Raw genomic sequence first — 26,269 nt, forward strand, 5'->3', positions numbered from 1 at the left:
GTCATCGAAAGTCCTGGCACCCGGCGGCAACACCCCCCGGATTATGGAAACTACAGGGCAGGTAAGCCATACCGGGACCAGCGACTATCCCCATTATCGGGGACACTCACAAGGTAACGGGCGGTGTGGCGAGCCTAGAGGATTAAAGCTTGGAGCCGGAGCGCTGCCAGTCCTGCTCGATGACGGCATCGCCGGAGGTCTCGACTCGCAGGCCGGAGCAGCCACCTTCGAAGTAGACGCGGGATGCCATGGCGATGAGGCCACCGTCGACGAAAACCTCGACTGTGGAGCCGTCTTGGATGATGGTGAGGGTATCGGAATCGCCTTCGGCAAGCGTGGCCGTGGCGGGCTCGGAATCGGCGAAACAGTGGTCGAAGGCCTTGTTCATGGAGCGATCGAGGCTGATGTCATCGCCGGAGTGGCAGATGGTGGCGGCGGGGTCACCGGCGCCGTCGAGAAGCGTGACCGTTACGCAGGAACCGGAAGGGACCTCCATGACGCCGGTCCAGGAACGGGCGTAATCGGAGAGCTTGACGGCATCGGGCAGGCCGCGGGCGGGTGCTTGATAGAGGACGCCTCCTTCGAGGGTGACCCGGCGAGGCAGGGAGAGGGTATTGGCCCAGCCTTCGGCCTCCCAGGAGGCGTGTGCGGTGGCATCATCGCCGCGGCCGTTGCCGTTGAGGAGACCGACGATGACGGCGCGCTCGTAGCGCTGCTCCGGGGTGAGCGTGCCGGTAGTGGTGTTGGTACTGCGTGGGCGGGAGAAATCGTGGCCGAAGTCTACGCGGCGGAAGCCGGAGACCACGGTAAAGGTGGTGCCCTCCAGCCGGCCGACGAGGTAGCCGGAGACGTCGCGGCCGCCGCGTTCCAAGGTGACAAAGAGGACGTCGTAGATATTGCCGTCAACCTCATCGCGCAGTCGGACTAGGCGCGGGGAGACGACCGGCGGAATGGGCGAGGTAGCGGGGACCTCGCCCTCTAGGAAGCCAGGGTCGCCGTCGAACTTGAGGCTGCCGCGCAGGCGCCAAGACACGCCATCGGTGGATTCGAGGATGACGGGAACCGGGGCGTCGGAGTGGCCGGTGAGCGCGAGCATGAGCCAGCCGTCGTGGCCGTCATCGCGGTCCTCGGAGGCCCAATCGGGCACCACAGAGGGGGAGCGGAAGTGATCGAAGTTGCGGGTATTGCCTACGACCTCGCCAAAACGGACGACATTGGGGTCGAGGGCCTGGGGGTCATCGGAGACCTCGCAGATCTCGTCCACGTCAGCGTAGCGGGCGAGGTGAACGGCGATTCCGGCGGCGGTCACGGAGGTGAAGTAGAGATGGATATCTTCCGGGCCTTGGGCTACGGATCCTGCGCGCAGGGAGAGCTCGCCGCCGACGGGGGCGAGGGCATCGTCGCAGTCCAACCAGTCAAAGGGAGACTCTTCGGAGTAGGTGTGTCCCCAGCGGGCAGGGGAGTCTGCGGTGGGGCGGTACTGGTAGAACAGGTGCCAGGTATCGCCGTCGCGCAGGATACCAGCGGGGGCGTCGAGGACGCCGTCTTCAGGGACAAAATGCAGTTCGGGGCGGTGAGTTGTCACGGCTATCCTTCCTTAAATCAAACTGCGGTAGATATCGACGGTCTGGGCGGCAATCGTAGCCCAAGAGAAATCGCGAATGGCGCGCTCGCGGCCGGCACGGCCAAATTCCGCGGCGCGCTCTTTATCGGCGGCGACGTCATTGACGGCGGCGGCGAGGTCGGCTTCGAAGGCAGCGGTATCGGCGGCTTCGAAGGCAGCGGTATCGGCGGCGTCGTAAGGCACCAGTACGCCGGTCTCGCCATCGACCACAACCTCCGGAATGCCGCCCACGTTGGAGGCAACAACGGCCGTGCCGCAGGCCATAGCTTCTAGGTTGACGATGCCGAGCGGCTCGTAGATAGACGGGCAGACAAACACATCCGCGCCGGAGTAAATCTGCTGGACCTCGTTGCGCGGGAGCATGTCCTTGACCCAGAAAATGCCATCGCGCTGGGCGCGTAGCTCATCTACCAACGCCTCGGTCTCCGCCGCGATTTCGGGCGTATCGGGCGCGCCGGCGCACAACACCAGCTGGATATCCGGGTCGAACTTCCGCACTGCCTGCAGCAGGTGCTTCACGCCTTTTTGCCGGGTAATGCGGCCAACAAAGGCGGCGATGGGGCGTTGCTTATCGACGCCCAGCTTGTCCAACACATCTCCCTCTCGCGGTTGCCACAGCTCGGTGTCGATGCCGTTGAGGACAACGTGGACCTTGGAGGCGTCGATGCGCGGGTAGGCATCCAGGATGGAGTCCTTCATGCCAGCAGAGACAGCGATGACGGCGTCGGCATATTCCATGGCGTTCTTCTCGGACCACGAGGAGACGTCATAGCCGCCGCCGAGCTGCTCGCGCTTCCATGGGCGGTGTGGCTCCAGGGAGTGGGCGGTGACTACGTGCGGGATATCGTATAGCTGGGCGGAGAGGTGGCCGGCAAGGCCCGTGTACCACGTGTGTGAATGGGCGATGTCGATATCGGAGGCAGCATCGGCCATGCGAAGCCCGGTAGACAAAGTCTTGAGCGCTCCATTGGCACCCTCGAGTGCGGGGTCCACGCCGTGCACAAAAACGTCCTTTTCTTCGCGCGGGGAGCCCATGCAGTGCACGGAGACATCGATGATATCGCGCATAAAACGGGTGAGTTCAGCTACGTGAACTCCGGCCCCGCCGTAGATTTCCGGCGGGTATTCTTTGGAAAAGATTCCGGCTCTCATACCCATCCAGAATACGTATCTCTGGTGCCGCGTGCAGAAATACGGGATGGGGGTAGAAATGTGCATATTTCTGCTGCGAAATGTGGGATTTGGAGATAGGTTTGAAAACGTGAGAAGCCTGCCAAATGTCCTAGCCATTGTCCTTGCCGGCGGCGAGGGAAAGCGCCTTTTTCCCCTGACCGAAGACCGCGCCAAACCCGCCGTGCCTTTTGGCGGATCCTACCGCCTCATTGACTTTGTCCTGTCCAACCTGGTCAACGCCGGCTACCTCAAGATTGCGGTGTTGACCCAGTACAAGTCCCACTCCTTGGACCGCCACATTTCCCAGGCGTGGAATTTGGCGGGGCCGACGCCGCAATACATTGCTTCGGTGCCTGCCCAGCAGCGCCGCGGTAAGCGTTGGTACAACGGCTCGGCGGATGCCATTGTGCAGTCGCTCAACCTCATCTATGACGAAAAACCGGACTACGTCATTGTCTTCGGCGCGGACCACGTTTACCGCATGGATCCGGCGCAGATGGTAGAAGAACACATCGCCTCGGGACTGGATTGTTCGGTGGCTGGCATTCGCGTGCCGCGCGAGGAGGCAACGGCCTTTGGTTGCATTCAGGCCGATGGCATGGGAACCATCACGGAGTTCGTGGAAAAGCCTGCGGACCCACCAGCCACTCCGGATGACCCGAATATGAGCTATGCCTCGATGGGCAACTATGTCTTTACGGCGCAGGCGCTTATTGACGCCCTCTTAGAGGACGAAAAGAACGAGGACTCCGCCCACGATATGGGCGGCGATATTATTCCGTACTTTGTGAAGCGTGGGCAGGCGCATGTCTATGACTTCATGGCAAATGAGGTGCCGGGATCTACCGAACGCGATCACGGCTACTGGCGTGACGTGGGCACCATCGATTCCTTCTATGAAGCGCACATGGACATGATTTCGGTGCACCCGATCTTTAACCTCTATAACCAGAATTGGCCGATTCACTCCACGGATGACTCCAATTTCCCGCCGGCGAAGTTCGTGCAAAATGGCATCGCGCAGTCCTCGATGGTGGCGCCGGGCTGTATTGTCTCCGGCGGCACGGTGCGCAATTCCGTGCTGGCGTCCGATGTCCACGTGGCCGATGGCGCCACGGTCGAAGGATCGGTCATCCTGCCGGGCGTGCGCATCGGTCGTGGTGCGGTGGTGCGCCGCGCGATCCTCGATAAGAACGTCGTCGTCAGCGATGGCGCAATTATCGGTGTGGACCGCGAGCGCGATGAGGAGCGCTTCAAGGTTTCTGACGGCGGCGTGGTTGTCGTCGGCAAAAACCAGAAGGTCTAGAGCTTCGTCACGAGCGTGACCCCGGAACCCAGCGGCAAGCGGGTGACGTTTGCGCCCTCGAGCTCGCGCAGGTACTCGTCTGCTTCGCGGGCGGCGGCGGTGTCGCGGTCGGTCCGGGAGACGTCGGCAAGCGTGCCATCGAGCAAAGAATTAGCCAAGACCAGGGTGCCGCCTTGGTGCAGCAGTGGCCACGCTGCCTTGATGATGGCGGGGAGCTCGAGCGCGGCGACGTCGGCGTAGATGACTTGGTAGGCATCATTAGCCAGGCGGCCCATGACCTCGAGCGGGCGAGACGGCAGGAAGCGGCCGCGCGAAGGTGCATAGCCCGCCTCGCGGAAGGCGGTCTTGGCGCTGCGCTGGTGCTCAGCCTCGGGGTCGATGCAGGTCAAGATGCCATGATCGGGCATCCCGGCAAGCAGGTAGAGGCCTACCACATTGGCGGCTGGGGTGATCGCCACGGACTGGGGGCGTTCGGTAGAGCCGGCCGAGGCGGCTGTCAGCGTGGTGAGCAGCTGGCCCGTTGATTCATCTGGAACGGGCAGACCGTACTCATCGGCGTGGTCGCGCGCCCCACGCAGGGCGGCGGAGGGCTCGCTGGTGGTCTCGATATAAGAACGCAGTGCTTCATATGCGGTAGTAGTCACGTAATAAACCTTAGGGAAAAGTGTCCGCAAATGTGGCAAAAACGCGCCTAGCCAGCGAGGTTGTGGTGGGTGGGGATAATGTGACGGACTCACAGGAAATTATCAGCACTGTGGCTGGAGTTTCACTTTGAAGTGTAGAAAGATGACATGCATGACAACAACGAAGCGCGATGCCGAATCCCTTCAGCCCGCCACCCCTGAGGCGGAGTTGACCGGTACCGCGGCGTTTGATGCCGGCGAAGCCGACATGCCCGCCTGGGGTGACCTAGTGGCCGAACATGCCGATGGCGTCTACCGCTTGGCGTATCGCCTCTCCGGCAACCAGCACGATGCAGAGGACCTCACCCAGGAAACCTTCATGCGCGTCTTCCGCTCCCTAGATAAATACCAGGCCGGTACGTTTGAGGGTTGGCTGCACCGCATTACCACCAACCTCTTCTTGGACATGGTTCGCCACCGCTCCAAGATCCGCATGGAGGCCCTGCCGGAGGATTATGAACGCGTGCCCGGCACGGATATGACCCCGGAGCAGGCCTATACCGTGGCCAACCTGGACCCGGCGCTGCAATCCGCACTCGATGGCCTGGCTCCCGATTTCCGCGTGGCCGTGGTGCTGTGTGATGTCGTAGGTATGAGCTATGACGAGATTGCGGAGACCTTGGGCGTCAAGATGGGTACGGTGCGCTCCCGCATCCACCGAGGCCGCTCGCAGCTGCGTGCTGCACTCGAAAAAGAAGCGCAAACCAATGCGGAAACCCGCATGCTGCTGCGCACACGTTAAACCACCGCGCGCTAAACTTTAAAGAAACTGCATAGTCCCCGCTACCGGCGGGGACTTTCCGTGTCACTGAAGGCCAAGCAACTACTGGAGGAGGGTGTTGATGGACTCGCTGCGGGGACGTCGAACCTTGTCCACGCTGAGCGTGCGCGGCGGATTCGATGCCGCCCAGGCCAAGGCCCGCGATAAGGCGAAGGCTAAGGCGCGGCGCAGCGATACCATCGGGCACCTTGGCCCGGAGGCTGTCGTTGCCTTCGTAGACGGGGAGATGGAGCCGAAATTCATGCATCGCGTGCGCATCCACTTGGTGCACTGCGCCGAGTGCCGGGCGGATGTTCACCAGCAGCGCCATGCCTCAGAGTGGGTTCGCCACTGTGCGGATTCCGCTAAGGTCAAGGCGCCGCAATCCTTGCTGGCAAAGCTCGCGGGCATTGCCACCGAAGGGGCGACGCCCGGGCCGGATGCGGCAACGCCTGCGCACCGGCCGCAGCAGGATTTCTTGGACAAGGTGGAAATGGTGGTTCGCGCAATCAAGCACAATCAGCGCGGCTAAGAGTGAGGGACTAGTATTTAACCGTGTTTTCTTCCATTGGTTGGCCCGAGATTTTCGTCATCGTGGTTTTGGGCATCATCGTCATTGGCCCGGAGCGCATGCCCGAGGTGATTAAGGATGTGCGCGCCGCCATTTACGCGGCCCGCAAGGCCATCAATAACGCCAAGGCGGAGCTCAACGGCGAGATGGGCTCGATTACCTCGGAGTTCGATGATATCCGCGGCCCGCTCACCCAAGCTGCCCAGTGGACGCGCCTCGGCCCGAAAGGGGCAATTACCAAGGCGCTTTTCGATGGCGACGATTCCGCCTGGGACGATTTCAACCCCAAGAAAATGGCAGAAAACGTCAAGACCGCTACCGCTCCAAAGGAGCCGGAGGAGCAGCCGCAGTCTCAACCGCAGCAGCAGCGCCCGAGCTTCGACTACTCCCAGATCTACGCTGAGCAGCCGCAGCCAGAGTCCCGGCCGCAGCAACGCACCGAAGCCCCCAAGCCGACGGAGCAGCCCGCGCCGGAGAACAAGCCGCCACGCGGTGGGGAAGAATTCACCGGCGGCGGCATATGGGGCGATGTGACCTAAGGCGTTAGTTCACGCCCAAGTTGAGGTTTTTACCCACCAGTGAATCGGAGCGGATGGCCAGCTTATCGGCCACCGCCTGGATCTGCTGGGCGGCGGGGGACTCGGGGGAATCGAGAACAATCGGCGTGCCGGCATCGCCACCGCTGCGCAAGGTGGGATCCAGCGGCACGGAAGCCAACAATGGCACCTCATGGCCCAGGATGACGCCTAGGCGATCGGCCACAATCTGTCCGCCGCCGGAGCCAAAGACATCCATGGTGGAGCCATCCGGCATCACCATGGCGCCCATGTTTTCAATTACGCCAGCCACGCGCTGACGGGTCTGCTGGGAGATGGATCCGGCGCGCTCTGCCACCTCGGCGGCCGCGGCCTGCGGGGTGGTGACAATGAGTAGCTCTGCATTGGGAATGAGCTGGGCTACGGACAGGGCGACGTCGCCAGTACCCGGTGGCAAATCCAAGAGCAGGACGTCGAGGTCGCCCCAAAAAACGTCGGCCAGGAATTGCTGCAGAGCGCGGTGGAGCATAGGCCCGCGCCAGACCACCGGGGCATTGCCCTCCACAAACTGTCCGATGGAAATGTGCTTAATTCCGTGAGAAATCGGCGGTAGTAGCATCTCATCATCGAGCACGGTAGGCCCGTCGGTGCAGCCCAAGAGGTTAGGAACGGAGTGGCCGTAAATATCGGCGTCCACAATGCCAACCTTGAGGCCCTTCTGGACCAGCGCTGCGGCCAGGTTTACGGTCATGGAGGATTTGCCCACACCACCTTTACCGGAGGCCACCGCGAAAACGCGAGTAGTGGAATCCGGCTTTGCAAACGGGATTTCGGGCTCGGCTCGGCCGCCGCGTAGCTTCTTCTTGAGCTCGCGACGCTGCTCATCGCTCATGGCTTCCATCGTCACCGTGACGTTTCCAACGCCCTCGATATCCTCTACCGCAGCGCGGGTATTGGACTCGATGGTGGACTTCATGGGGCAGCCAGCGATGGTGAGGTAAATTTCCACGGCCACGTCATTACCGGTGACGGTAACGGACTTCACCATGTTGAGTTCGGTGATGGGGCGGCCAATTTCGGGGTCTTCGACGCGGGAGAGTGCCTCGCGTACGACGGATTCAGTAATAACGCTAGACATAACCCTTGCCATCTTAGTCACGCCGCAACAGGAGGTAAACACACCCTCGGTGTAGAATCAGCTAGACGCTCACGCGCCGCCAACCAAAAGGAGAAGAGTACCGCCATGCGCAGCTTTGCCCGCCCCGCTCGTGTCATTGCCGGTGTGGTGCTGTCCGCAACGCTGCTTTCCGGCTGTTCCTCCCAGCTCGATACCAACCCCTTTGCTAAGAGCTCCCAGAGTGAGCCTATTGGCATTTTGGTCGATACTAATGAGACCGACCAGCTGGTCCTCGCAGAGATCTACCGTCAGGAGCTGATGGGGCAGGGCCGCGAGGCGTCCATTGTGAAGGGAGACATCTTCCACGACACCAAGGGTGGGCGTTCCATGAACCCGGGTGGCAATTTCTATGTGGGTTGTACCGGCGCGTTTCTTAATATCCTCAACCCCCGTGAGGCGCGGGCTATTTCGAAGGACTACAAGAAGGCACAGAAAGCCTCTGAGCCCGGCGGCGAGGATTACTTGGCCCGTACCCACATTGCGCTCATGTCGAGCTTGCCCACGGATACCTCCACGGTTGAGCCTTCCGGTGCCAGTGGCTGTGAGGGTTCCGAGCCCGAATTGCCAGAGAATTTCGTGGTGCTTTATCAAGATGATCTTTTCGACCGTGAAGAGCGCCAAGCCGTGGCCTCGCTGACTAAGTTCATTACCCAAAAAGACCTCTCTGACATGGCCGATGAGGTAGAAAACGACCCCACCAGCGCGGAGAAGGTCGTGCGCTCCTGGATGAATTCCTCCGGCGGCGACATCGCCCATGAAGAGGGCGACTCCGATTCTTCCGGCGGATCGAATCTCACTGGTTCTTAATATTTGATCGTTGGCAACTCGGAGCTGCTGACGATGGGTAAACCGGCAGACCGACACCTCCACAGGAGATGACCCCTCAAGCTCACTTGTGACTCGATGTGGAGCAATTCCGAGCTCGTGAATGCCGACGCGAATGCCTTTGCATTGCAGCCTGGTTTGAACGACATGCATACGTGTCACGATTGGACATATTGAGTAAGCGCGCTAATTCTTAACTCGCTCCCTTGGCGCTCATGGGAAAGCTACCGCCAAGACAATAGTGTTCCGCTGGTGAGCGCGAAGGAATCGGAGATGAGAGAGCAAGAACGCCGAAGGAGTGCTCTGGCAGAAGCAAGAGCAGAAGCTCTATAAGTGCTGGCGTCGGCGTGAATAAACCCCAGTGAGGAGGTTCTCACTGGGGTTTAAACGGGGCAGAGGCGACTAGATGTCGAAGGCCTCTTCCAGCAGGTTCTTCTGCTCAATCTGGTGCACCTTGGCGTTACCGGTGGCAGTCGAGGACTGAGCACGGCGGGAAACGCGAACCAGCTCCGGCATATCCGGAATCAGGGTGCGCAGGTGCTCGTTGTAGAACGGCCATGGGCCCTGGTTGGCCGGCTCGTCCTGAACGAAGCGGACCTGGGTGGCGTTCGGGTAAGCCTCGAATGCCTCGCGCAGGCGGTTGAAAGGAATCGGGTGGAGCATTTCCACGCGGACGATGGCGATGTCATCGCGGCCATCGGCCTCGCGCTTCTTCTCCAGATCCCAGTACAGCTTGCCGGAGACCAGCATGATGGTCTTGACCTTGTCGGTATCGCCGACCTTATTGCCGTCGATGTCGACGTAGTTCGGGTCATTGATAACGGACTGGAAGCGCTTGACCTCGGTGAAGTCTTCCACGGCGGAGGTAGCTGCCTTGTTGCGCAGCATGGACTTCGGGGTGAAGACGACCAGCGGGCGCTTCATCTCACCGAGTGCCTGGCGGCGCAGCAGGTGGAAGTGGTTAGCCGGGGTGGAAGGCTGAGCCACGGTCATGGAACCCTCAGCGCACAGCTGCAGGTAGCGCTCGATGCGGGCAGAGGAGTGGTCCGGGCCCTGGCCCTCGTAGCCGTGTGGCAGGAGGAGTACCAGGCTGGACAGCTGGCCCCACTTCGCCTCACCGGAGGAGATGTACTCGTCGATGATGGTCTGGGCGCCGTTGGCGAAGTCACCGAACTGTGCCTCCCAGGCAACGAGAGCGTCTGGGTTGCCCACGGTGTAGCCGTACTCGAAGCCCATGCCGGCGAACTCGGTCAGAGCGGAGTTGTAAACCATGAACTTGCCGCCGTTGCCCTTGGAGGTAGCGACGGCGTGCAACGGGTTGTACTCGTTGCCGTTGCGTGGATCGAAGGTGACGGCGTGGCGCTGGGTGAAGGTACCGCGACGGGAATCCTCACCAGCCAGGCGGACAACCTTGCCCTCGCCGGCCAGGGAACCGAAGGCGATGAGCTCGCCCCAGCCCCAGTCGATGCCGCCCTCACGGGAGGACTTCTCGCGCTCCTTGGCTACCTTGCCCACGCGCTTGTGGTACTCGAAGTCCTCTGGTGGGTTGCCATAGGCGGCACCCAGCTCGGCCAGTTCCTCGGCGGTAATCGAGGTGTCCAGGCCGCGGGTGAGCTCCTGGGAGGAGGTGATACCGGTCTGCTCCTTCGGGCGAGCCTTGCCGGCTTCCTTATGCTCAGCAAAGACGGATTCCATCTGGTCGTGGAAGTCGCGAGCGGCTGCCTCGGCGTCCTCGGCGGAAAGGTCACCACGGCCGATGAGGTCGTTGGTGTAGTGTTCGCGCACTGCCTGGTGCTCGTCGATGACGGAGTAGAGCTCCGGCTGGGTCATGGACGGGTCATCGGCCTCGTTGTGACCGCGCAAGCGGTAGACCATGAGGTCAATGAAGACGTCCTTGCCAAACTGGCGGCGGTACTCGGCTGCCATCTGACCAACCCAGACAACTGCTTCTGGGTCATCGCCGTTGACGTGGAAGACCGGGCAGTCGAAGCCCTTGGCCAGGTCGGTGGCGTAGTGGGTGGAGCGGCCGGAGTCCGGGGTGGTGGTGAAGCCCACCTGGTTGTTAACCACGATGTGGACGGTGCCGCCGTTAGTGTAACCGCGCAGCTGAGACAGGTTGATGGTCTCTTGGACAATGCCCAGGCCGGTGAAGGAAGCATCGCCGTGGAGCATGACTGGAACAACGGTGTGGCCCTCTGGGCCCTTGTCCAAGATGTCCTGCTTAGCGCGGGCGATGCCCTCCATGACCGGATCGACGGCCTCGAGGTGGGATGGGTTGGCGGCAAGGGTGACCTTGATTTCGCCATCGCCAAACATCTGCAGGTGGTGGCCCTCGGAACCCAGGTGGTACTTCACGTCACCGGAGCCGCCGAGCTGGCCGCCCTTGTAGTTGCCGTCAAACTCGCCAAAGATATCGGCCAGTGGCTTGCCCACGATATTGAACAGGACGTTTAGGCGGCCGCGGTGTGGCATGCCGATGACGACCTCGTCCAGATCCTGGCCTGCGGCGGTATCAATGATGGAATCCAGCAGCGGGATGAGGGTCTCGGCACCCTCGAGGGAGAAGCGCTTCTGGCCCACGTACTTGGTCTGCAGGAAGTTCTCGAATGCTTCGGCGGCATTGACCTTCTGCAGGATGTACTTCTGCTCCGCGTTGGTCGGCTTCGGCATGCCCGCCTCCAGGCGGTCCTGCAGCCAGCCGCGCTCATCGCGGTCGAGGATGTGGGTGTATTCGGAGCCGACCTTCAAGGTATAGGCGGCGCGCAGGCGAGAGAGCACCTCGCGCAGGGTCATCTGCTCCTTGCCGCCAAAGCCACCGACATTGAAGGTGCGGTCCAGATCCCAGATGGTCAGACCGTGGGTTGCGATGTCGAGGTCGCGGTGGTCCGGGTTAGGCAGGCCCGGCTGGATCCAGCCCAGCGGGTTGGTATCGGCCAGCAGGTGGCCGCGGGAGCGGTAGGACTCGATGAGCTGCATGACGCGGGTGTTCTTGTCCACGCCGGAGTTCGGCACGTCCTGCGCCCAGCGGAACGGCTCATAAGGCACGCCCATGGAGGAGAAAAGGTCGTCCCAAAAGGCGCCGTCGACAAGCAGCTGGCCAATGGTGCGCAAGAATTCACCGGACTCTGCACCCTGGATGACGCGGTGGTCATAGGTGGAGGTCAGGGTAACTAGGCGGCCGACGCCCAAGTCTGCCAAGCGGTCCGCGGAAGCGCCAGCGAACTCGGCTGGGTAATCCATGGAGCCCACGCCGATGATGGAGCCGGCGCCCTTGGTCAGGCGGGCGATGGAGTGGCGGGTGCCGATGCCGCCAGGGTTGGTGAGGTTAATGGTCACACCAGAGAAATCATCCATGGTGAGCTTGTTCTTGCGAGAACGGGTAACGATGTCCTCGTAAGCCTCAACAAATTCGGAGAAGGACTTGGTCTCACACTCCTTGATGGCGGCGACGACCAAAGCGCGGGAGCCATCCTTCTGCGGCAGGTCAATGGCCAGGCCTAGGTTGATGTGCTCAGGCTGGATGACATAGGGCTTGCCGTCCTTGAGCTCGTAGCGCACGTTCATGTCTGGGTGCAGCTGTACGGCCTTAACCATGGCGTAGCCGATGATGTGGGTAAAGGAGATCTTGCCACCGCGGGTGCGCTTGAGGTGGTCATTGATCATGGAGCGGTTTTCCCACATGAGCTTGACCGGCATATCGCGCACGGTGGTGGCGGTAGGAATCTCCAGGGATTCTTCCATGTTCTTCGCAATGGCCTTGAACATGCCCTTGAGCTGGCGCTCTTCGCCGCCCTTATAGTCCGCGATGCGGTCGAGCGGGGACTCGGACTTCTTTACGGACTGCTTGGCCTTAGCGGACTTTTCCTGCGCCTTAGCTACGGATTTTTCCACGTTAGTCTCGCGGGCCTCCTGCTTGCGGGCGGTAGTAGTACCCTCAGTCTTCTTCGCGGCATGCTTAGACGGCTTCTCCGCAGCCTCCTTGGCTGGTGCCTTAGACTTAGGCGCGCCGTTTGCCTCGAAGTAGTCGCGCCACTCCTTATCTACGGAGCTAGGGTCCTTGGAGTACTGCTGGAACTGCTCGTCTATCAGCCACGCATTGGGGCCGAAGATATTCGATGTGCTCACGGCAGGTATTCGCCTCATTTCTCTGCTTTAAAATGGTCGTTTATTCGACTTTAGTGCGGCCTTTGCACGAGCGCATGCGTCACTCGCCAAAGAGTCTGCCTACATGATACGGGTCATCCCCCTAAACTCACTATGTTAGGGGTATCAATAGCCCCGCTTAGTGGTTTCCGGTTACCCCTAGGCTTGGGTGAGGGGAGAAAGCTGCTCGCTGGCGTGCTCGATGACCTGCTTGGCCAGCTTGCGGTTGGCGGTGGTGCCCAGCACGGCACCGATACCCATGGGCATGAGCTTGCTGATCCACGCCCACTTCAGGCGCTTGGTGATCTGCTTGGTAAAAAGCTTGGTCAGGCGGCCGTTGATGCCAGACAGCGTCGGGCCGGAGAAGCGGGAGAGGCTAGCGGCCGAGCGCATGCCCGCCACGCTATTGAGATCGCCCACAAAGGTATCCACCAAAGCGGAGCCCTTCGAGCCGGTCAGCACCAAAAGTACAAGGGCGCGGCGGCGCTCGGGGGACTTGATGTCATCGCCACGCAGGTAGGCCGAGGCCAAGATGTACCACGCGGCCGCCTCCAAGAAGACTACGGATTCGCCGGCGATGGTAGCTGCGCCGGTTACCAAACCGACACCAGGGATGGCAGCGGAAGCGCCCGCAGCCGCACCGGTGCCGGAGGTGATATTGAAGAAGTGCTTGTCAATGAGCTCCTGTAGCTGCTGCGGGCTCGCGTCCTTATTGCCCTTCTTCAGGTTGTCGACGTACTTGATGATGACACCGGACTGCACGGCTACTGCGCGGTCCAAGGAATTGAGGAGCGCGGAGGTAAAGCGGTTGGTATCTTCCGGATCGATATCATAGGTATCGACGGTGTCGACCTCGGTGGAGTTGTCCTTCTTGTCTTTAGTAAAGAAACCCATGTGTCCTTTTCTTTCGCTAAAACTTATCTGTGTCCAGCATAGTAAAGGCTCTATTAATACGCCGTCGCGCCGCAAAGAGATCGCCGAGGGCGTGCAAGGCACCTAAGCTAGAAGGCATGGTTACGCCGCACGAGAACACCCGCGATTCCGGGAACTTCCCTCCGGAGGAGTCTTCCGCGGCGGCGCGCCTGAAAGCGGAGCAGGCCCACGAACGCGCCCGTCGCGCGCACGAAGAGGCCCAAAACGCCCTGGCAGATGAGCTCACCGTCCGCACTACCTCCGGGTGGGTGCGTGGCGTTATAGAGGAGGACCTGCGCACCGATCGCCCCATTAGCGCCGGGCCGGTGCTCACCTGGCGCGGCATCCCCTTTGGCAATACCACTGCCGGGGACGACCGCTTCCGCGCCCCGCAGCCTGCACCGGCTTGGGAGGGCGTGCGCGATTGCAGCCAATTCGGCCCACCGGCCCCGCAGCCCACGTACTCCTGGACTGACCGCATTATCGGCTCCGAGGACTGCCTGCACCTCGACATCGTGCGCCCGCGCACCGAAGAGAAGCTTCCTGTGGTGGTCTACCTACACGGCGGCAGCTTCATCATGGGCTCGTCGCACATGCTCATGCTCCGCGGCTTTGAGCTGGCTACCCGCATGGACGTGGTCTACGTATCCATTAACTTCCGCCTCAACTCCCTGGGCTATTTGGATCTGCGCAGCCTGGGCGGAGACTGCAGCGCTAACCCGGCGGTGGCCGATCAGATCCTGGCGTTGCAGTGGGTGCGCGACAATATTGCGGCCTTTGGCGGCGATCCTGAATCCGTCACCCTCATGGGTGAATCGGCCGGCGGCGCGGCGGTTCTCACCCTCATGACGAGCCCGGCCGCGGAAGGCCTCTTCCACCGCGCCATTGCCCAGTCCCCGCCGATTGCCATGATCCATTCTCGTGCCCAGTCCACCTTGTGGGCGCGCGAGTTAGTCCACCGCATGGCCTTGCCCCGGCGCACCTCGGTGGAGGACCTGCGCCAGGAAAACTTTGCCGATTTAGTGCGCTCGGGCCAATCCATGATGTGGCGAGCTGGCGAGCTCATTCACCTCAATTCCTGCTACGCACCCACGGTGGATGATGAGCTCATTCCGGAACACCCCATAGCTGCCTTTGAAAATGGGCACCAGCACCAGGTTCCGCTGCTCATCGGCACGAACTCGGACGAGGCTAGCTTTGGTAAATTCCTCTTCCAGCGCCAAAGTTCCCGCGAGCGCGCCGCCTTGCGCCTCCTGGCTTCCTTCGATCCCCAGCACGCCCCCGAGGTCGTCGCCGCCTATGACGGCGCGGTGGCCCGGGAGGACTTTGCGCACCTGCTTGCCGACGCCCTTTTTTGGGCACCCTCCACCCGCATCGCCACCGCCCATGCGCAGGTGGCACCAACGTGGATGTACCGCTTCGACTTCGCCTCTGCCGTGCTCAAGTGGCTGGGCCTCGGAGCCATGCATTCGATGGAGCTGGGCAATGTATTCGGTGACCCTTACTCCTCGCGCGCATCTTTCCTTACCAATTGGGGCTCGCGCGCGGAGATGGAAGAACTTACCGCCACCATGCAGCAACACTGGTCCGCCTTCATTCATGGCGGCCGCCCTGAGATGAGTTGGCCGCGCTACGGGTCCACTCAGCGCGCCACCATGATCTTCGATGCCGAGGCCTATATTGAGCACGCGCCGCACGAGCTCAAGCGGCAAGCCTGGGAGGGATACCACATGTTGGAGTGGGGAAGCGGGCGCCCAGAGCTGGTGAGATCTTTGGGCTTCCAACCATCCGGGTGGGAATAACGGTAGACTCCACAGTGACCGCGGGCGGCGGCTTGCCTACCGTGGGAACCTCTGCTTCCGAAGGATGGATTTTAAACCACCATGAGCTTTTTCGAAGATATTGCTTCTGCATTGGATGCCGAGGGCATCGAGTCCCGCGTCAATGATGACGTCATGTTTGTTCCGATCACCTCTGATCTGGAAATCCAATTTATTGAAATCGATCCGCTGCTTCCGGCCGCGAATGTCTACATTGCCGCGGCGGATGTCGATGAAGACGATGAGGAATTCGAGGCAGTCCTCGTCTCCGTTGCCTTCTCGGTAGACGATGCCGTGGAGGCGGTATCCCGCCACATCGCCACCGACCAGGTCGTCACCGTCCTGCGGGACCTGCTGGAGGGCACCGATGAGCGCATCGCGGAACTAGAATTTGCCCAAGATGAGCTCAACCCGCACCTCGTCGTGGCTGAAGTGGCCAACGACTCGGAGCTGCGCGTGCTCGTGGAAACCATCGACGGCGTCCCGTCCGCCATCGTGCGCTTCCTTGCCTTCGACTTCGACGAAGACGATCTCGATGACATGGAGGATGAAGCAGTCACCCTCGCGTGGGAAGTGGATGAAGAGGATGAGGACCTCGATGAGGCTGATCGCCTCGCCCTCTTTGATAACGCCGAGTTTGATGACGTTCCCATCGTGGAGGTTCCGGCCGAGGCCCTTGAGCTTGGCACCTACACCGACTTCGATCGCCTCTTCGATGTCCTAGGCCTCGTCTCCGAGCAGGCCCTGGACTGGGAAGCACAGCTCGTCTCCTTTGATGACGAAGACTACGAAGAGCCTGACGTCTACGACATCTTCGGCGAAGACGACGAGGACGAAGACGAGGACTACCTGGACGGCGACGATGCCGACCTGGACGACGAATCCGACGCCCCCGAAGCTGACGAAAAGTAGTCCCGGCCTTCCCCATAGCCCAGCCCGCCACTCCCAGCGGACAGGCTGGGCCTTTCCCGTTTTAGGGGCCCTTTTGTGTTGCTACTTTCGTGCGCTGCCAATTAGGCTTTAGGATAATCCCAGCTTGCAGCTGGGAATCCGCCCTAAACCTAGCCTTGTGAGGAGGAGACCATGGCGATGACCCGCGACACCACGTGGCGCTACGTCCTTGTTGTAGTAGCGGTGGCACTCTCGCTCGCCGCGTGGCTTTGTACCGTCTTTGGGGTGTACTCCACGGTAAATGTGACTTTCGAGTCCTACCTGACCGCCAGCGTCTGGGTCCTCCTCCTGGTGGCCGCGGTGCTGCTATATACCTCGCAGTATGGGTTGGTGCCCAACTGCATCCTCCTGTATCCCATCTTCGGTGCCTCCATCAATCTGCTGTTGGGCTCGTTGACGGTGCGCTCGCAGGTGCCGATGTTCTTCGACACCGTCGGCACCGCCATCGTCGCCATCATCGCCGGTCCCGTGCTCGGCATGGCCACGGGGGTTACGACCACCGTATTGGGCGGAGTGTACTTTGCCTATGATCTCGCCTTTGCGCCCGTAGGCATCTTTATCGGCGCCGCCGTGGGCATTCTGGCGCGCCGCGGGGTATTCAACAAGCTGTCATGGATCATTTTCTCCGGCCTTGGAATGGGCATCGGCTCCGGCGTGATGAGTGTGTACGTGCTCATCTTTTCCTTCAGTGGACGACCGCGCAAAGGGTCACAAAACCTCACCGAGTTCTACGAGATGATTTTCCAAGACGAACGCTTGGCCATCATCTTGCAGGGCCTTACCTCGGATATTCTGGATAAGGTCTTTACCGTCCTCATCGCCTGCTTGGTCCTGCGCTTTATGCCAAAGGCAATAGCCCGGCACTACACGGTGGCCTTCAACCGCGAGGTGATGAGGAAGGTGCTCCACGCCCCTGATCCGCATGCAGGGCCAGACACATCTGCGCAGTCAACGAAACAGCGCGCGACCGCCTAGGCGGCTTGGCTGAAGCCGGCGAAGAGTGACTCGGGGGAGTGGACCGGCTGATAGGAGCTATCCACGAGCCACACATAAGTGGCATTCGGGCCACGGGAGACCTCGTGGACTGCACCCACCATCTCTGCCGGCACGAGCGTGCGCACCCAGCTCTCGGCCACGGCCGGATCTACCGGCTGACCAAAGTTCTCGGTAATGCGGATGGTAATCAGATAGGCCGGAATGCGGTTTTGCCCAAAGCCGCGCACGCGGGCCTTCACGCGCGCACCCACACGGTGGCGGGTGATGCTCATGCAATACTCTCCGCCCGGTCCACCGGCGGGCGTCGGCAGTTGCTTTATCGGTGGGCGCCACGTGGGCGTGGGGCGCGCGAGGGAGCGCGGGTGGTGAATGATGGCGGCGATGGAATTGATGGTGTCATATTCGTGGTAGAGCAAGTCCGCCGCAATCTCGGAGGCGGACTGGGGCAGGTTCATTGCGGTGGGCTGGGGGAACTTCTTTTGTACGTTGTGCATGGCCATCACACTAGAACCCAACGCGGACACAGACCCAGTAAAAGCAAACGCATGTTCGAACACAACCTGCAAATGGCTTTCCCTGATGCCAAGGATTAGAGTTGCAGCCGATATGATGAATACACACAGCGGGGAAGTAGAACACGAGGAAGCACCAAAGATCCCACGCGAAATCTGGGTCATGGTTACCGCCGCCTTTATTATCGCTTTGGGCTACGGCCTCATTGCCCCGCTACTTCCGCAGTTTGTGGTTAGCTTCGATGTCTCCATGGCCGCCGCGGGCCTTGTAGTCTCCATCTTCGCCGCCTCGCGCCTTATCTTCGCGCCCATGTCCGGTTCTTTGGTGGACCGCGTCGGCTCGCGCCGCGTTTATCTCATCGGACTCATGACCGTCGCGGTAACCACGGGGCTAGTCTCCATTGCGCAAAGCTACTGGCACATCGTGGCCCTGCGCGCCCTGGCCGGCATTGGCTCTACCATGTTCACCGTCTCCGCCATGGGCCTCATCGTGCGCATGTCCCCGCCAACGATTCGCGGCAAGTGTTCTGCCACCTACGCCACGGCCTTCCTGCTCGGTAACGTCGCCGGCCCTGTTCTTGGTGCGAGCCTGTCCTTCCTGGGCTTTCGCTGGCCATTTTTCATCTACGGTGTGGGCGTGGCGCTGGCTGCGTTCGTCGTCTGGTGGCAAATGCCCCGCGTGAACCACAAACAAGCCAGCAAGGATAAGTTGCCGCCCATGCGCCTGCAGGAGGCCTGGGGCGATACCGCCTACCGTGCGGTGCTGACCTCTAACTTTGCCCATAGCTGGATCAACATGGGCGTGCGCGTATCCGTCCTGCCGCTTTTTGCTGCCTCCATCTTCCACAATGGCGCGGCTGCCTCCGGTCTTGCGCTCGCGGTCTTCGCGGCCGGCAACGCCATCGTGCTGCAGTTCTCCGGCAAGTGGTCCGACATCCACGGCCGCAAGCCACTCATTCTCATCGGCCTTATCGGCTCAGCCATCTTCATGGTGCTGATGGGCATGGCTACCAGCGTGTGGTTCCTCCTGCTTATTTCCGCCTTCGCCGGTGCATCGTCCGGGCTTATCAACCCCTCCCAACAGGCCGCGGTGGGAGACATCGTGGGCAATGACCGCTCCGGCGGCAAGGTGCTATCCACCTTCCAGATGGCAGGAGACTTCGGCCAAATCTTGGGGCCCATGCTCATTGGCCTGCTTGCCGACGCCTCCGGGTTCCCCCTTGCCTTCACCGTCTGCGGCGCTATCGCCTTCATCGGCATCATTGCCTGGGCATTCGGCCGTGACCCGCATGCTGGAGTGGGGAACAAGCCGAAGCGAGTGCCGTAGGGGAAGTAGGCACTTATTCTCGGCTAGAGAATTTCACCCAGTTGGGAAACACATAGATAAACGAAGGCAACGGAAATTACCGCCATCAACGTGTTGACGATCCAGCCGTTTCTCCATTGCTTTGGGGTGTGTTTGGTATTCAGCAGGACCAAAAGCGTAAGGCCTAAGAACGGCATAAATAAAGCGCCCAGGACACCGTAGGCGATGATGAGTCCGGTTGGCTTTCCAAGGAGCAAAAGTAGCATTGGCGGGAAGGTCAGCCAGATGAGGTAAGCGCGGTAGTACTTTCCACCAGTACTGGTTCGGGGATCGCCTTGCGGGATCTTTTTGAGGTGGCCGATGTAGTCGGCAAACATCAGAGACACACCGTTCCAAACACCGAGGCAGGAAGAGAATGCGGCAGAGAAGAACCCGACGATGAACAATTTGGACATGAAGGCTCCGTAGCGGTCCTCGAGAACATCTGCCATATCAACGAGACCCTGGTCATTATCAGAGACCGCGACATTGGCGCTGTAGAGGAGTTCAGCGCCCAGCGCGAGTGTGGCTAAGACAAAAATACCGGTAACTGCGTATGCCACTGCATTGTCCATGCGCATAACTTGCATCCATTTTGGTGTGTACCATTCCTTTTCTCTCAGCCAGTAGCCGTAAGCGGCAAGCGTGATTGTGCCGCCCACTCCGCCAGCGATGGACAACACATAGACGAAGGAGCCATCTGGAATCTGTGGTACCAAACCACCGATGACTTCGGGAAGGTTCGGAGCTGTAATGGCGGCGATGCCCACCACGGTGACAAACATGATTCCGACCAAGATGGCTGATAGCTTCTCAAAAAGCTGATATCGCCCAAGCCAAGTTAGAGTGAAGCAGGATATTCCAGCAATAATTGCCCACATTTCGAGACTGGTACCTGGGAAAAGGGCGCTAAGAGCGAGGCCAGCGCCGGACATCGATGCAGCGCCGTAGACGAGACCCCAAATAACGATATATGGGGCAAAATACCAGGAAGTCCACCGTCCCAACTCCCGCCAGCCATGGAACATAGTGTTTCCGGTGGCAAGGCTATACCGTCCGACACCTTCGACCAGTACAATCTTCATAATTGTGCCGATGATGACCGCCCAAAGGAGTGCGTAGCCATAGCGCTGGCCAGCGATCATGGTGGCCACTAGGTCGGCCGCACCAACGCCTGTCGCTGCGGCAACTAGTCCTGGACCGACTAAGGTCCATTTCACTCTAGCTTGGTTGGTAGTGTCTACGTTGTGTCTGCTGCCTGCAGGCCGTGCAGAACTCGATTCGCTGGTCTGACTCATGGCACTCTCTCGATTGATTGTGTTTCTAATCACTATAGGGAGGGTGGTGCTTTTCTATCAGGAAAACGAGGATTTCAATTTTTCGATCGGCCGTCTAGGCCACCGTTCTTCCCGCAGCGTAGAGAGCCTTGGGCATTGCTCGCTGGAGCTTCCATTCGAATTGGATCGGCTTTTCTCCATGATGTGACACATAATCCACAGCGCCTAAATAGGTATAAGCGCTCGCTGTACCGACTTCGTTCTTCTTGTTAAAACGCGAGGCTATGAGAATCTTGCCATCACGGTTCTGATGGCCGATGTAACGTTTAGCCGCCTTCGACTTCAGCGTCGTTGTTGATTGGGATTCCCAGTGCAACAGATCAGGTGAAATTGGATAGTCTCGGTAATTCGTAGAGGCACTTACTTGTTCGTCTTTTTGGAACGTCACCAAGAACAGGTCTGTATTGATATCGGGGAAGTATTTCACGCCCTCGCGGGGAAGGTTCACCAGTCGTGCAAGGCTTCCAGTCTCCAAAGCACCAATTAGTTCAGCCAATGAATAGTCCGCGTGCGTCTCCAACACAGAGGTCTCGCTATGCTGCGGAATAATGCGAGCGGAGTCGCTGCACATTTGCATAACCTGTTGCAATTCCCAAGCAACCTGCGGGTGCTGGCGCAATATCATCAGTGCCTCGTCATAAGAACCGGGATGCGGAGAATTTGAGTTTGCCCAGAACCCGAGAACAAGCATCCGGGTGAAAGCTTGATCGGATGGTTCCATGTCGGCATAGCGGAGATCTGGGGTGGAAAGGATGCGCAGGTAGGCATCGATTCGGTGCGGATCGTTGACGTGGAGGAAAACCCGAACCCGATTAAGCAGAAACGCCTCGGTCTCACTGGCGTTCTGCTGAATGAGGCCTTCTTCACGAAGTAACCGCGTCCATGAATATTTTGACGGGCGATAGATGTTTTCTAATTGGAGATTTGCTTCCTCAAGGAACTCTTTGAGATCTGTAGTTCGAATCTCAGAGAGCAATGCGCGTACTTTGCGTAGGGAATTTCGCGAGATCTTCTTGACATTGCGGAGAACCTGCTCGGTTGTCGTTTGGTCGAGCTGAATATGTGACCCAGGTGGAGTCGTGGGAAATCCCTGTTCAATTTCTTCGGTCAAGCGCTTGCCCCGTTTCCGGGTTAGGGCATGGAACTTTCGCTCGAAATCAAAATCCGCATGCTGTTGGCCAATGAAATCGAAAATGACGCAGGAGTCTTTACCTGGAGATAGACGGAGACCGCGACCTAGTTGTTGCAGAAAGACCACGGGGCTTTGCGTCGGGCGGAGCAAAAGTAGGGTGTTAACAGCCGGGATGTCTATCCCCTCGTTAAATATATCTACAGAGAACAAAACTTTGACCTCGCCAGCCTCCAGCTCTCTAATGGCCTGGGCCCGCTCTACGGCAGAGAGCTCGTTCGTTACAGCGCGCGCTGGGATTCCAAATTGTTGGAACTGCGTTGCCATATATTTTGCGTGAGCAATAGTGACGCAAAACCCGATAGCTTTCATCTCTGAGAGATCGAAAACGCGTCGGTTAAGCTCGTTAATAATGAAGCGGGTGCGCTTTTCTCCTGCTTTGATGTAGAACTCAGAGAGCTCTCTGGAGTTATAGTCTTTCCTGCCCCGGCTCCAGGTCAACGAAGAAAGGTCCGTTCCATCAGCAATCCCGTAGTAATGCATAGGAACTAAGAGCTGTAAACGCAAAGCATCCCACAAGCGCAGTTCATGGGCTACGCGGTAGTCAAAGTATTTTTGAACGTTTTCGCCATCACCACGTTCTGGGGTTGCTGTTAAGCCTACGAGCTCTCGTGGTTGGAAGTGGTCTAAAAGCGCGTTATAGGTGGGAGCTTGTGCGTGATGGAACTCGTCAATTATTACGACATCAAAGCGTTTGGGATCCAGCTTTTGTAGACGAGAAGCGTGTAGAGATTGCACGCTTGCAAAAACAAAATCCCAACGGTGGGGCTCAGCGCCGTCGACAAGCAGCTCTCCAAAATCAGCGTCTTTGAGAACTTCCCGGAAAGTCCGTCGGGCTTGGTGAAGAATTTCCTTTCGGTGAGCCACGAAGAGCAATTGGGGGCGTCGCTTCCATTGTTCGCAAAGATTTCGATAATCCAGTGCAGCCACTACGGTCTTTCCAGTTCCTGTCGCTGCTACCAGGAGGTTTCGATGTCGATGCTTTATCTCGCGCTCTGACCTCAACGCCTCGAGCATTTCTTCTTGGTATGGGTAGGGCGTTACCTCTAGGCCAGAAAGCTCCAATTGGCGAAGCGCTCCGGACGATTCACCGCCTTTGGCAATGCGCAGAGACCGTTCCAGGCGCTCCATGTCACTAATAGGGTCGAAGGTTTTAAAATGGCTGTCATGCCAGTAACTATCGAAAGTCTTGATGAATTTATCGATTACTTCTGGTGTTGCGGTGTTAGATCCGCGGACGTTCCACTCCCAACCATCGACTAGAGCGGACCTTGACAGGTTAGAACTACCAATAAATGCAGTGTCGAAACCGGACTTTCGGCGGAACAGCCAAGCCTTGGCATGAAGGCGAGTGGATTTGTGCTCGTAGCAAATTTTCACCTCTGCCTGATACTTCTCAACCAATCGCTTGAGAGCGGCTGCGTCAGACGCACCGCAGTACGTAGAAGTAAGAAGGCGGAAGGGGATCTTGTTGTCTCGGAGATACTCGAGCTGTCTATCAAGGACGCTAATGCCGGAATTCTTAATGAAGGCGCACAGCAGGTCTACCGAATCGGCCGTCTTGATTTCTCTCTCGATTTCGCTGGTTAAACTAGATTCTCCCAGGGCGTTGGTAAATAGTGCGCTCTTGGTGAGTGAAACGTCTGGAAGGAGGGGCGGATCTGCTAACCCCGAGTTGTACACAGCGTAGAGAAGCTCCTCGGAATCGATTCCCTCATCATTGCCCAGTAGAAGCGCAATGTTGTTAATCAGAGCAACTCGGTCTTCGGGTGACTTCAATCCGAGGAGACGGCGCTCTAAGAGTGAGCCGATGTGCTGAGCAATCGCCGAGGTGTAGCGGCCTTGAGCTTCCTGATCGGAACTTCTTCCAATACCGAATCCTGCAGCAGGGTGTTGGTTTAGTGTTTCCTCCATTCGCTCGCGAATCCGGGTCGTAATGGGGGTTTCGTATACGCCAAAAGGTAGGGAAGAATCGGGACTGGTGCTCATAATGACCAAATTCTAAAGGCTTTGCACTTTTAATTGGCCTATAAGAGGATTAGCGAAGTAATTTTCTCCCGCTGATTTTGTTCTGCATCGATTTCCCGAGAGTGTGAACTCTTTGAAGAAAAGCGTGTAAAGATTCCGAACCCTATATTCCCTTTTGATTGGAGCCCGGATTGAGAAGCCCGAAATGGTTACATGATGAAATTTTTTAGTGGCTGAGGTGGGCATCCGTTTAGGTTGGCCAACTACCGGTCCGACAGAAGAAGTATCTCGGGTCTCCAGCCTTCTGGCAAGCGGCACCATGCATGGAGAGGAGTTCCTACCCGGACCAAAGTTTAGGAATGTCAATGGCGTGAGCCGAAAATACTTTGACCTCTATTCAGCGCGGCCTTCATATGAGGGGAAAGCGACCAACGGAGGAAAAGCAACACAGGAAATCGCCGCATTGGCGGAGTCTGATCCGCAATTGGTGTTGCGTTTAGCGGAGGATATCCGCCGAATGCTGGCGAAAGGATACTACGAAAGAAGGGATCTCTCGTTCCTTAGTTGTGAGTAGAAGCTAATGCTTCTACCGCCGGAATATCAGCGGGAGCCCAGCTCAAACTAGCGGCCTCAGCGGGGGTAACCCACTTCGCCTCGTCGTGGTCGGTCAGGCATAGGTCGCCGTCGGCAAGCGTGCAATAGAATGTCGTTAGTTCAATGGTCCCGAATGCGTACTCGTAGGTTGTTGTCGCGACCTTGGCTCCCACCTCGGCTTTGAGGTTAAGTTCTTCGTGTATTTCCCGAGCTAGAGCTTCCTCAGGAGTTTCGCCAGGCTCAATCTTTCCACCTGGAAATTCCCAGTGGCCTTCTAGTGGTTTGCCCGGTTTCTTTCGGCAGGCGAGGAAACGCTGGCCATCATGGAAGACGGCGCCGACGACGCGAATGGGTTTAGACATGACTTTATTGTGCCTTAGATCTCGAAAACGTCTAGACAGTGAGCTGTTACTTAGCTAACATATCCCCAATGTTCGCGTAAGGCTGTCACGCGGGCTTGATTTTTGTATGCAAGCTTGAGGGGACGGTTTTACTGTGACTTCTACTGAATCGGTTTACTCCTCCATCCAGAGCCATGACGGGGAAATCCCGCAGCCTGGCGGACGGTGGAAACTCTTTCTATATAGCGCCATTGGCGCGTTCGTATTCTTCCTGCCGGTGACGTATCAGGATAAGCGCTCCATTCCTTTGGATCACATGGTCACGATGGTGCGCGAAGGGATTCCGGCAGCGGTGCCGTGGATTATCTTTGCCCTTGCTGTCTACGGCACGGTGCGCAGCTTTACCACCGGGGCGTTTAAGGAAAGCGCGCTGCAGGCGGTCTTTGCGGTGCTCAACATTGTGGGTGCGGTGGTCTCCTTCCTTATGGTCATCGATGCGCTGCCGTGGGTGCTGGGCGATGAAGACCTGGTGCCGTTCCTGTGGAACTCCATCGCGATTCCGGTTGGCCTCATTGTGCCTATCGGTGGGGCATTCCTGGCATTTCTCATTGGCTTTGGCCTGCTGGAATTTGTCGGCGTGCTCATGCAGCCCATCATGCAGCCGCTGTGGAAGACGCCGGGGCGCTCCGCCATTGACGCGGTGGCCTCGTTTGTGGGCTCGTATTCGCTGGGCATTTTGGTGACGGACCGCGTCTACCAAAAGGGCGGCTATACCGGGCGCGAGGCGGCCATCATTGCCACCGGCTTTTCGACGGTCTCTGCGGCCTTCATGGTCATCGTGGCCAAGCAGCTTGACCTGATGAAGGTCTGGGGCACCTACTTTATTGTCACGCTCATCGTGACCTTTGTAGTGACGGCCATTACCGTGCGCATTCCGCCGCTGCGCACCATTCCAGACGAGTATTTTGCGGATGCGCACCCAGACCCGGAAAAGCCGGTGGAAGGCTCGCGCATCAAGAACGCGTGGCGCGAAGCAATGCTGGCACTGCAGCGCGCGCCGTCCTTGTGGGAATCCATCTGGGAGAATCTGCGCGATGGCGTGCGCATGGCGGCGGCCATCGTGCCTTCCATTATGTCGGTGGGCCTTATTGGCCTACTACTTGCGCGCTTTACGCCCATCTTCGAGTGGATTGGATACCTGTTTTATCCCTTCGCGTGGGTAGTGCAGCTGCCGGAGCCGGTCCAGGCTGGAAAGGGCGCGGCCATGGGTATTGCGGAGATGTTCCTGCCCGCCACCGCAGTGGCAGGCAGCGACAGCATGGTGCTCAAGTTCGTCATCGGCGTGGTGGCAGTCTCTGCCATCATTTTCTTCTCCGCTCTGGTGCCGTGCATCCTGGCAACCAAGATCCCGGTGAAGCTGACCCACCTGGTCATCATCTGGTTCGAGCGCGTGGCGCTGACCATTCTTATCGCCACGCCGATTGCCCACCTGCTGTTTTGAGAAAG

Annotated in this window: 20 protein-coding genes; 10 read left to right on the forward strand and 10 right to left on the reverse strand. The window is 59.0% G+C overall.

Features of this window, described 5'->3' with window-relative positions:
• Nucleotides 1–142: 142 nt before the first annotated feature.
• On the reverse strand, nucleotides 143–1,585 hold the full coding sequence (locus tag RAE04_RS03730) for a GH32 C-terminal domain-containing protein (RefSeq protein ID WP_049378315.1): 1,443 nt from the start codon (nucleotides 1,583–1,585) through the stop codon (nucleotides 143–145).
• Between the two features lie 12 nt (nucleotides 1,586–1,597).
• The gene (gene glgA, locus RAE04_RS03735; RefSeq protein ID WP_317026470.1) at nucleotides 1,598–2,776 is read right to left on the reverse strand and encodes a glycogen synthase; all 1,179 of its coding nucleotides are present in this window, start codon (nucleotides 2,774–2,776) and stop codon (nucleotides 1,598–1,600) included.
• Nucleotides 2,777–2,885: 109 nt separating this feature from the next.
• On the opposite strand from glgA, the gene glgC reads away from it, so the two are divergent.
• Nucleotides 2,886–4,103: a glucose-1-phosphate adenylyltransferase gene (gene glgC / locus RAE04_RS03740; RefSeq protein WP_284786604.1), complete on the forward strand. Its 1,218-nt coding sequence runs from the start codon at nucleotides 2,886–2,888 to the stop codon at nucleotides 4,101–4,103.
• On the opposite strand, the gene RAE04_RS03745 is transcribed toward glgC, so the two are convergent.
• Entirely contained in the window at nucleotides 4,100–4,747 is a 648-nt protein-coding gene (locus RAE04_RS03745; protein ID WP_317026471.1) for an O-methyltransferase, read from the reverse strand. The genes glgC and RAE04_RS03745 overlap by 4 nt on opposite strands.
• Before the next feature lie 151 nt (nucleotides 4,748–4,898).
• On the opposite strand from RAE04_RS03745, the gene sigE reads away from it, so the two are divergent.
• The 3 genes from sigE to RAE04_RS03760 all read left to right on the forward strand — a co-directional run bounded on the left by sigE (nucleotide 4,899) and on the right by RAE04_RS03760 (nucleotide 6,656).
• Complete coding sequence (gene sigE / locus RAE04_RS03750; RefSeq protein ID WP_005323510.1) at nucleotides 4,899–5,528, forward strand: RNA polymerase sigma factor SigE; 630 nt, start codon at nucleotides 4,899–4,901, stop codon at nucleotides 5,526–5,528.
• A gap of 100 nt (nucleotides 5,529–5,628) precedes the next feature.
• Entirely contained in the window at nucleotides 5,629–6,078 is a 450-nt protein-coding gene (locus RAE04_RS03755) for an anti-sigma factor (protein WP_317026472.1), read from the forward strand.
• 23 nt (nucleotides 6,079–6,101) lie between these two features.
• Entirely contained in the window at nucleotides 6,102–6,656 is a 555-nt protein-coding gene (locus RAE04_RS03760) for a twin-arginine translocase TatA/TatE family subunit (RefSeq protein ID WP_317026473.1), read from the forward strand.
• Between the two features lie 4 nt (nucleotides 6,657–6,660).
• Here the strand turns inward: RAE04_RS03760 and RAE04_RS03765 are convergent, their stop codons facing one another.
• On the reverse strand, nucleotides 6,661–7,791 hold the full coding sequence (locus RAE04_RS03765) for an Mrp/NBP35 family ATP-binding protein (RefSeq protein WP_317026474.1): 1,131 nt from the start codon (nucleotides 7,789–7,791) through the stop codon (nucleotides 6,661–6,663).
• A gap of 105 nt (nucleotides 7,792–7,896) precedes the next feature.
• Between RAE04_RS03765 and RAE04_RS03770 the strand changes: the two genes are divergently transcribed.
• Nucleotides 7,897–8,637: a hypothetical protein gene (locus RAE04_RS03770; protein WP_294164988.1), complete on the forward strand. Its 741-nt coding sequence runs from the start codon at nucleotides 7,897–7,899 to the stop codon at nucleotides 8,635–8,637.
• Between the two features lie 420 nt (nucleotides 8,638–9,057).
• Here RAE04_RS03770 and RAE04_RS03775 read toward each other — a convergent pair whose 3' ends face one another.
• Together RAE04_RS03775 and RAE04_RS03780 are read right to left on the reverse strand one after the other, a co-directional pair.
• Nucleotides 9,058–12,780 (reverse strand): multifunctional oxoglutarate decarboxylase/oxoglutarate dehydrogenase thiamine pyrophosphate-binding subunit/dihydrolipoyllysine-residue succinyltransferase subunit, encoded by a 3,723-nt coding sequence (locus RAE04_RS03775; protein ID WP_408933126.1) that lies wholly within the window; start codon nucleotides 12,778–12,780, stop codon nucleotides 9,058–9,060.
• Between the two features lie 177 nt (nucleotides 12,781–12,957).
• Entirely contained in the window at nucleotides 12,958–13,692 is a 735-nt protein-coding gene (locus tag RAE04_RS03780) for a hypothetical protein (protein WP_317026476.1), read from the reverse strand.
• Between the two features lie 116 nt (nucleotides 13,693–13,808).
• Between RAE04_RS03780 and RAE04_RS03785 the strand changes: the two genes are divergently transcribed.
• From RAE04_RS03785 to RAE04_RS03795, 3 genes are all read left to right on the forward strand, one after another.
• Nucleotides 13,809–15,512 (forward strand): carboxylesterase/lipase family protein, encoded by a 1,704-nt coding sequence (locus RAE04_RS03785; protein ID WP_317026477.1) that lies wholly within the window; start codon nucleotides 13,809–13,811, stop codon nucleotides 15,510–15,512.
• A gap of 81 nt (nucleotides 15,513–15,593) precedes the next feature.
• Nucleotides 15,594–16,442, forward strand: a complete 849-nt coding sequence (locus RAE04_RS03790) for a DNA primase (RefSeq protein ID WP_294164996.1) — start codon at nucleotides 15,594–15,596, stop codon at nucleotides 16,440–16,442.
• Between the two features lie 171 nt (nucleotides 16,443–16,613).
• The gene (locus RAE04_RS03795) at nucleotides 16,614–17,456 is read left to right on the forward strand and encodes a hypothetical protein (protein WP_317026478.1); all 843 of its coding nucleotides are present in this window, start codon (nucleotides 16,614–16,616) and stop codon (nucleotides 17,454–17,456) included.
• On the opposite strand, the gene RAE04_RS03800 is transcribed toward RAE04_RS03795, so the two are convergent.
• Nucleotides 17,453–17,977, reverse strand: a complete 525-nt coding sequence (locus RAE04_RS03800) for a hypothetical protein (protein ID WP_408933124.1) — start codon at nucleotides 17,975–17,977, stop codon at nucleotides 17,453–17,455. The genes RAE04_RS03795 and RAE04_RS03800 overlap by 4 nt on opposite strands.
• Before the next feature lie 106 nt (nucleotides 17,978–18,083).
• On the opposite strand from RAE04_RS03800, the gene RAE04_RS03805 reads away from it, so the two are divergent.
• A complete protein-coding gene (locus tag RAE04_RS03805; RefSeq protein WP_317026480.1) occupies nucleotides 18,084–19,316 on the forward strand; it encodes an MFS transporter in 1,233 nt (410 codons plus the stop codon).
• A gap of 23 nt (nucleotides 19,317–19,339) precedes the next feature.
• Here the strand turns inward: RAE04_RS03805 and RAE04_RS03810 are convergent, their stop codons facing one another.
• The 3 genes from RAE04_RS03810 to RAE04_RS03820 form a co-directional block, all read right to left on the reverse strand.
• The gene (locus RAE04_RS03810; RefSeq protein WP_370633389.1) at nucleotides 19,340–20,554 is read right to left on the reverse strand and encodes an Nramp family divalent metal transporter; all 1,215 of its coding nucleotides are present in this window, start codon (nucleotides 20,552–20,554) and stop codon (nucleotides 19,340–19,342) included.
• Nucleotides 20,555–20,726: 172 nt separating this feature from the next.
• Complete coding sequence (locus RAE04_RS03815; protein WP_317026481.1) at nucleotides 20,727–23,849, reverse strand: DEAD/DEAH box helicase; 3,123 nt, start codon at nucleotides 23,847–23,849, stop codon at nucleotides 20,727–20,729.
• A 539-nt stretch (nucleotides 23,850–24,388) separates the two neighbouring features.
• Complete coding sequence (locus RAE04_RS03820; protein WP_317026482.1) at nucleotides 24,389–24,784, reverse strand: (deoxy)nucleoside triphosphate pyrophosphohydrolase; 396 nt, start codon at nucleotides 24,782–24,784, stop codon at nucleotides 24,389–24,391.
• A gap of 133 nt (nucleotides 24,785–24,917) precedes the next feature.
• On the opposite strand from RAE04_RS03820, the gene RAE04_RS03825 reads away from it, so the two are divergent.
• The gene (locus tag RAE04_RS03825; protein ID WP_317026483.1) at nucleotides 24,918–26,264 is read left to right on the forward strand and encodes a YjiH family protein; all 1,347 of its coding nucleotides are present in this window, start codon (nucleotides 24,918–24,920) and stop codon (nucleotides 26,262–26,264) included.
• Nucleotides 26,265–26,269 lie beyond the last annotated feature (5 nt).

Origin of the sequence: Corynebacterium sp. CTNIH16 (genome assembly GCF_032821655.1) — a bacterium.
Classification (GTDB): Bacteria; Actinomycetota; Actinomycetes; order Mycobacteriales; family Mycobacteriaceae; genus Corynebacterium; species Corynebacterium marquesiae.

Bases quoted from the DNA above. Each gene is read 5' to 3' on its own strand.
- glgA (WP_317026470.1), bottom strand. From the start codon at position 2,776: ATGAGAGCCGGAATCTTTTCCAAAGAATACCCGCCGGAAATCTACGGC.
- sigE (WP_005323510.1), top strand. From the start codon at position 4,899: ATGACAACAACGAAGCGCGATGCCGAATCCCTTCAGCCCGCCACCCCT.
- RAE04_RS03755 (WP_317026472.1), top strand. From the start codon at position 5,629: ATGGACTCGCTGCGGGGACGTCGAACCTTGTCCACGCTGAGCGTGCGC.
- RAE04_RS03765 (WP_317026474.1), bottom strand. From the start codon at position 7,791: ATGTCTAGCGTTATTACTGAATCCGTCGTACGCGAGGCACTCTCCCGC.
- RAE04_RS03770 (WP_294164988.1), top strand. From the start codon at position 7,897: ATGCGCAGCTTTGCCCGCCCCGCTCGTGTCATTGCCGGTGTGGTGCTG.
- RAE04_RS03780 (WP_317026476.1), bottom strand. From the start codon at position 13,692: ATGGGTTTCTTTACTAAAGACAAGAAGGACAACTCCACCGAGGTCGAC.
- RAE04_RS03785 (WP_317026477.1), top strand. From the start codon at position 13,809: ATGGTTACGCCGCACGAGAACACCCGCGATTCCGGGAACTTCCCTCCG.
- RAE04_RS03790 (WP_294164996.1), top strand. From the start codon at position 15,594: ATGAGCTTTTTCGAAGATATTGCTTCTGCATTGGATGCCGAGGGCATC.
- RAE04_RS03795 (WP_317026478.1), top strand. From the start codon at position 16,614: ATGGCGATGACCCGCGACACCACGTGGCGCTACGTCCTTGTTGTAGTA.
- RAE04_RS03800 (WP_408933124.1), bottom strand. From the start codon at position 17,977: ATGGCCATGCACAACGTACAAAAGAAGTTCCCCCAGCCCACCGCAATG.
- RAE04_RS03805 (WP_317026480.1), top strand. From the start codon at position 18,084: ATGATGAATACACACAGCGGGGAAGTAGAACACGAGGAAGCACCAAAG.
- RAE04_RS03815 (WP_317026481.1), bottom strand. From the start codon at position 23,849: ATGAGCACCAGTCCCGATTCTTCCCTACCTTTTGGCGTATACGAAACC.
- RAE04_RS03820 (WP_317026482.1), bottom strand. From the start codon at position 24,784: ATGTCTAAACCCATTCGCGTCGTCGGCGCCGTCTTCCATGATGGCCAG.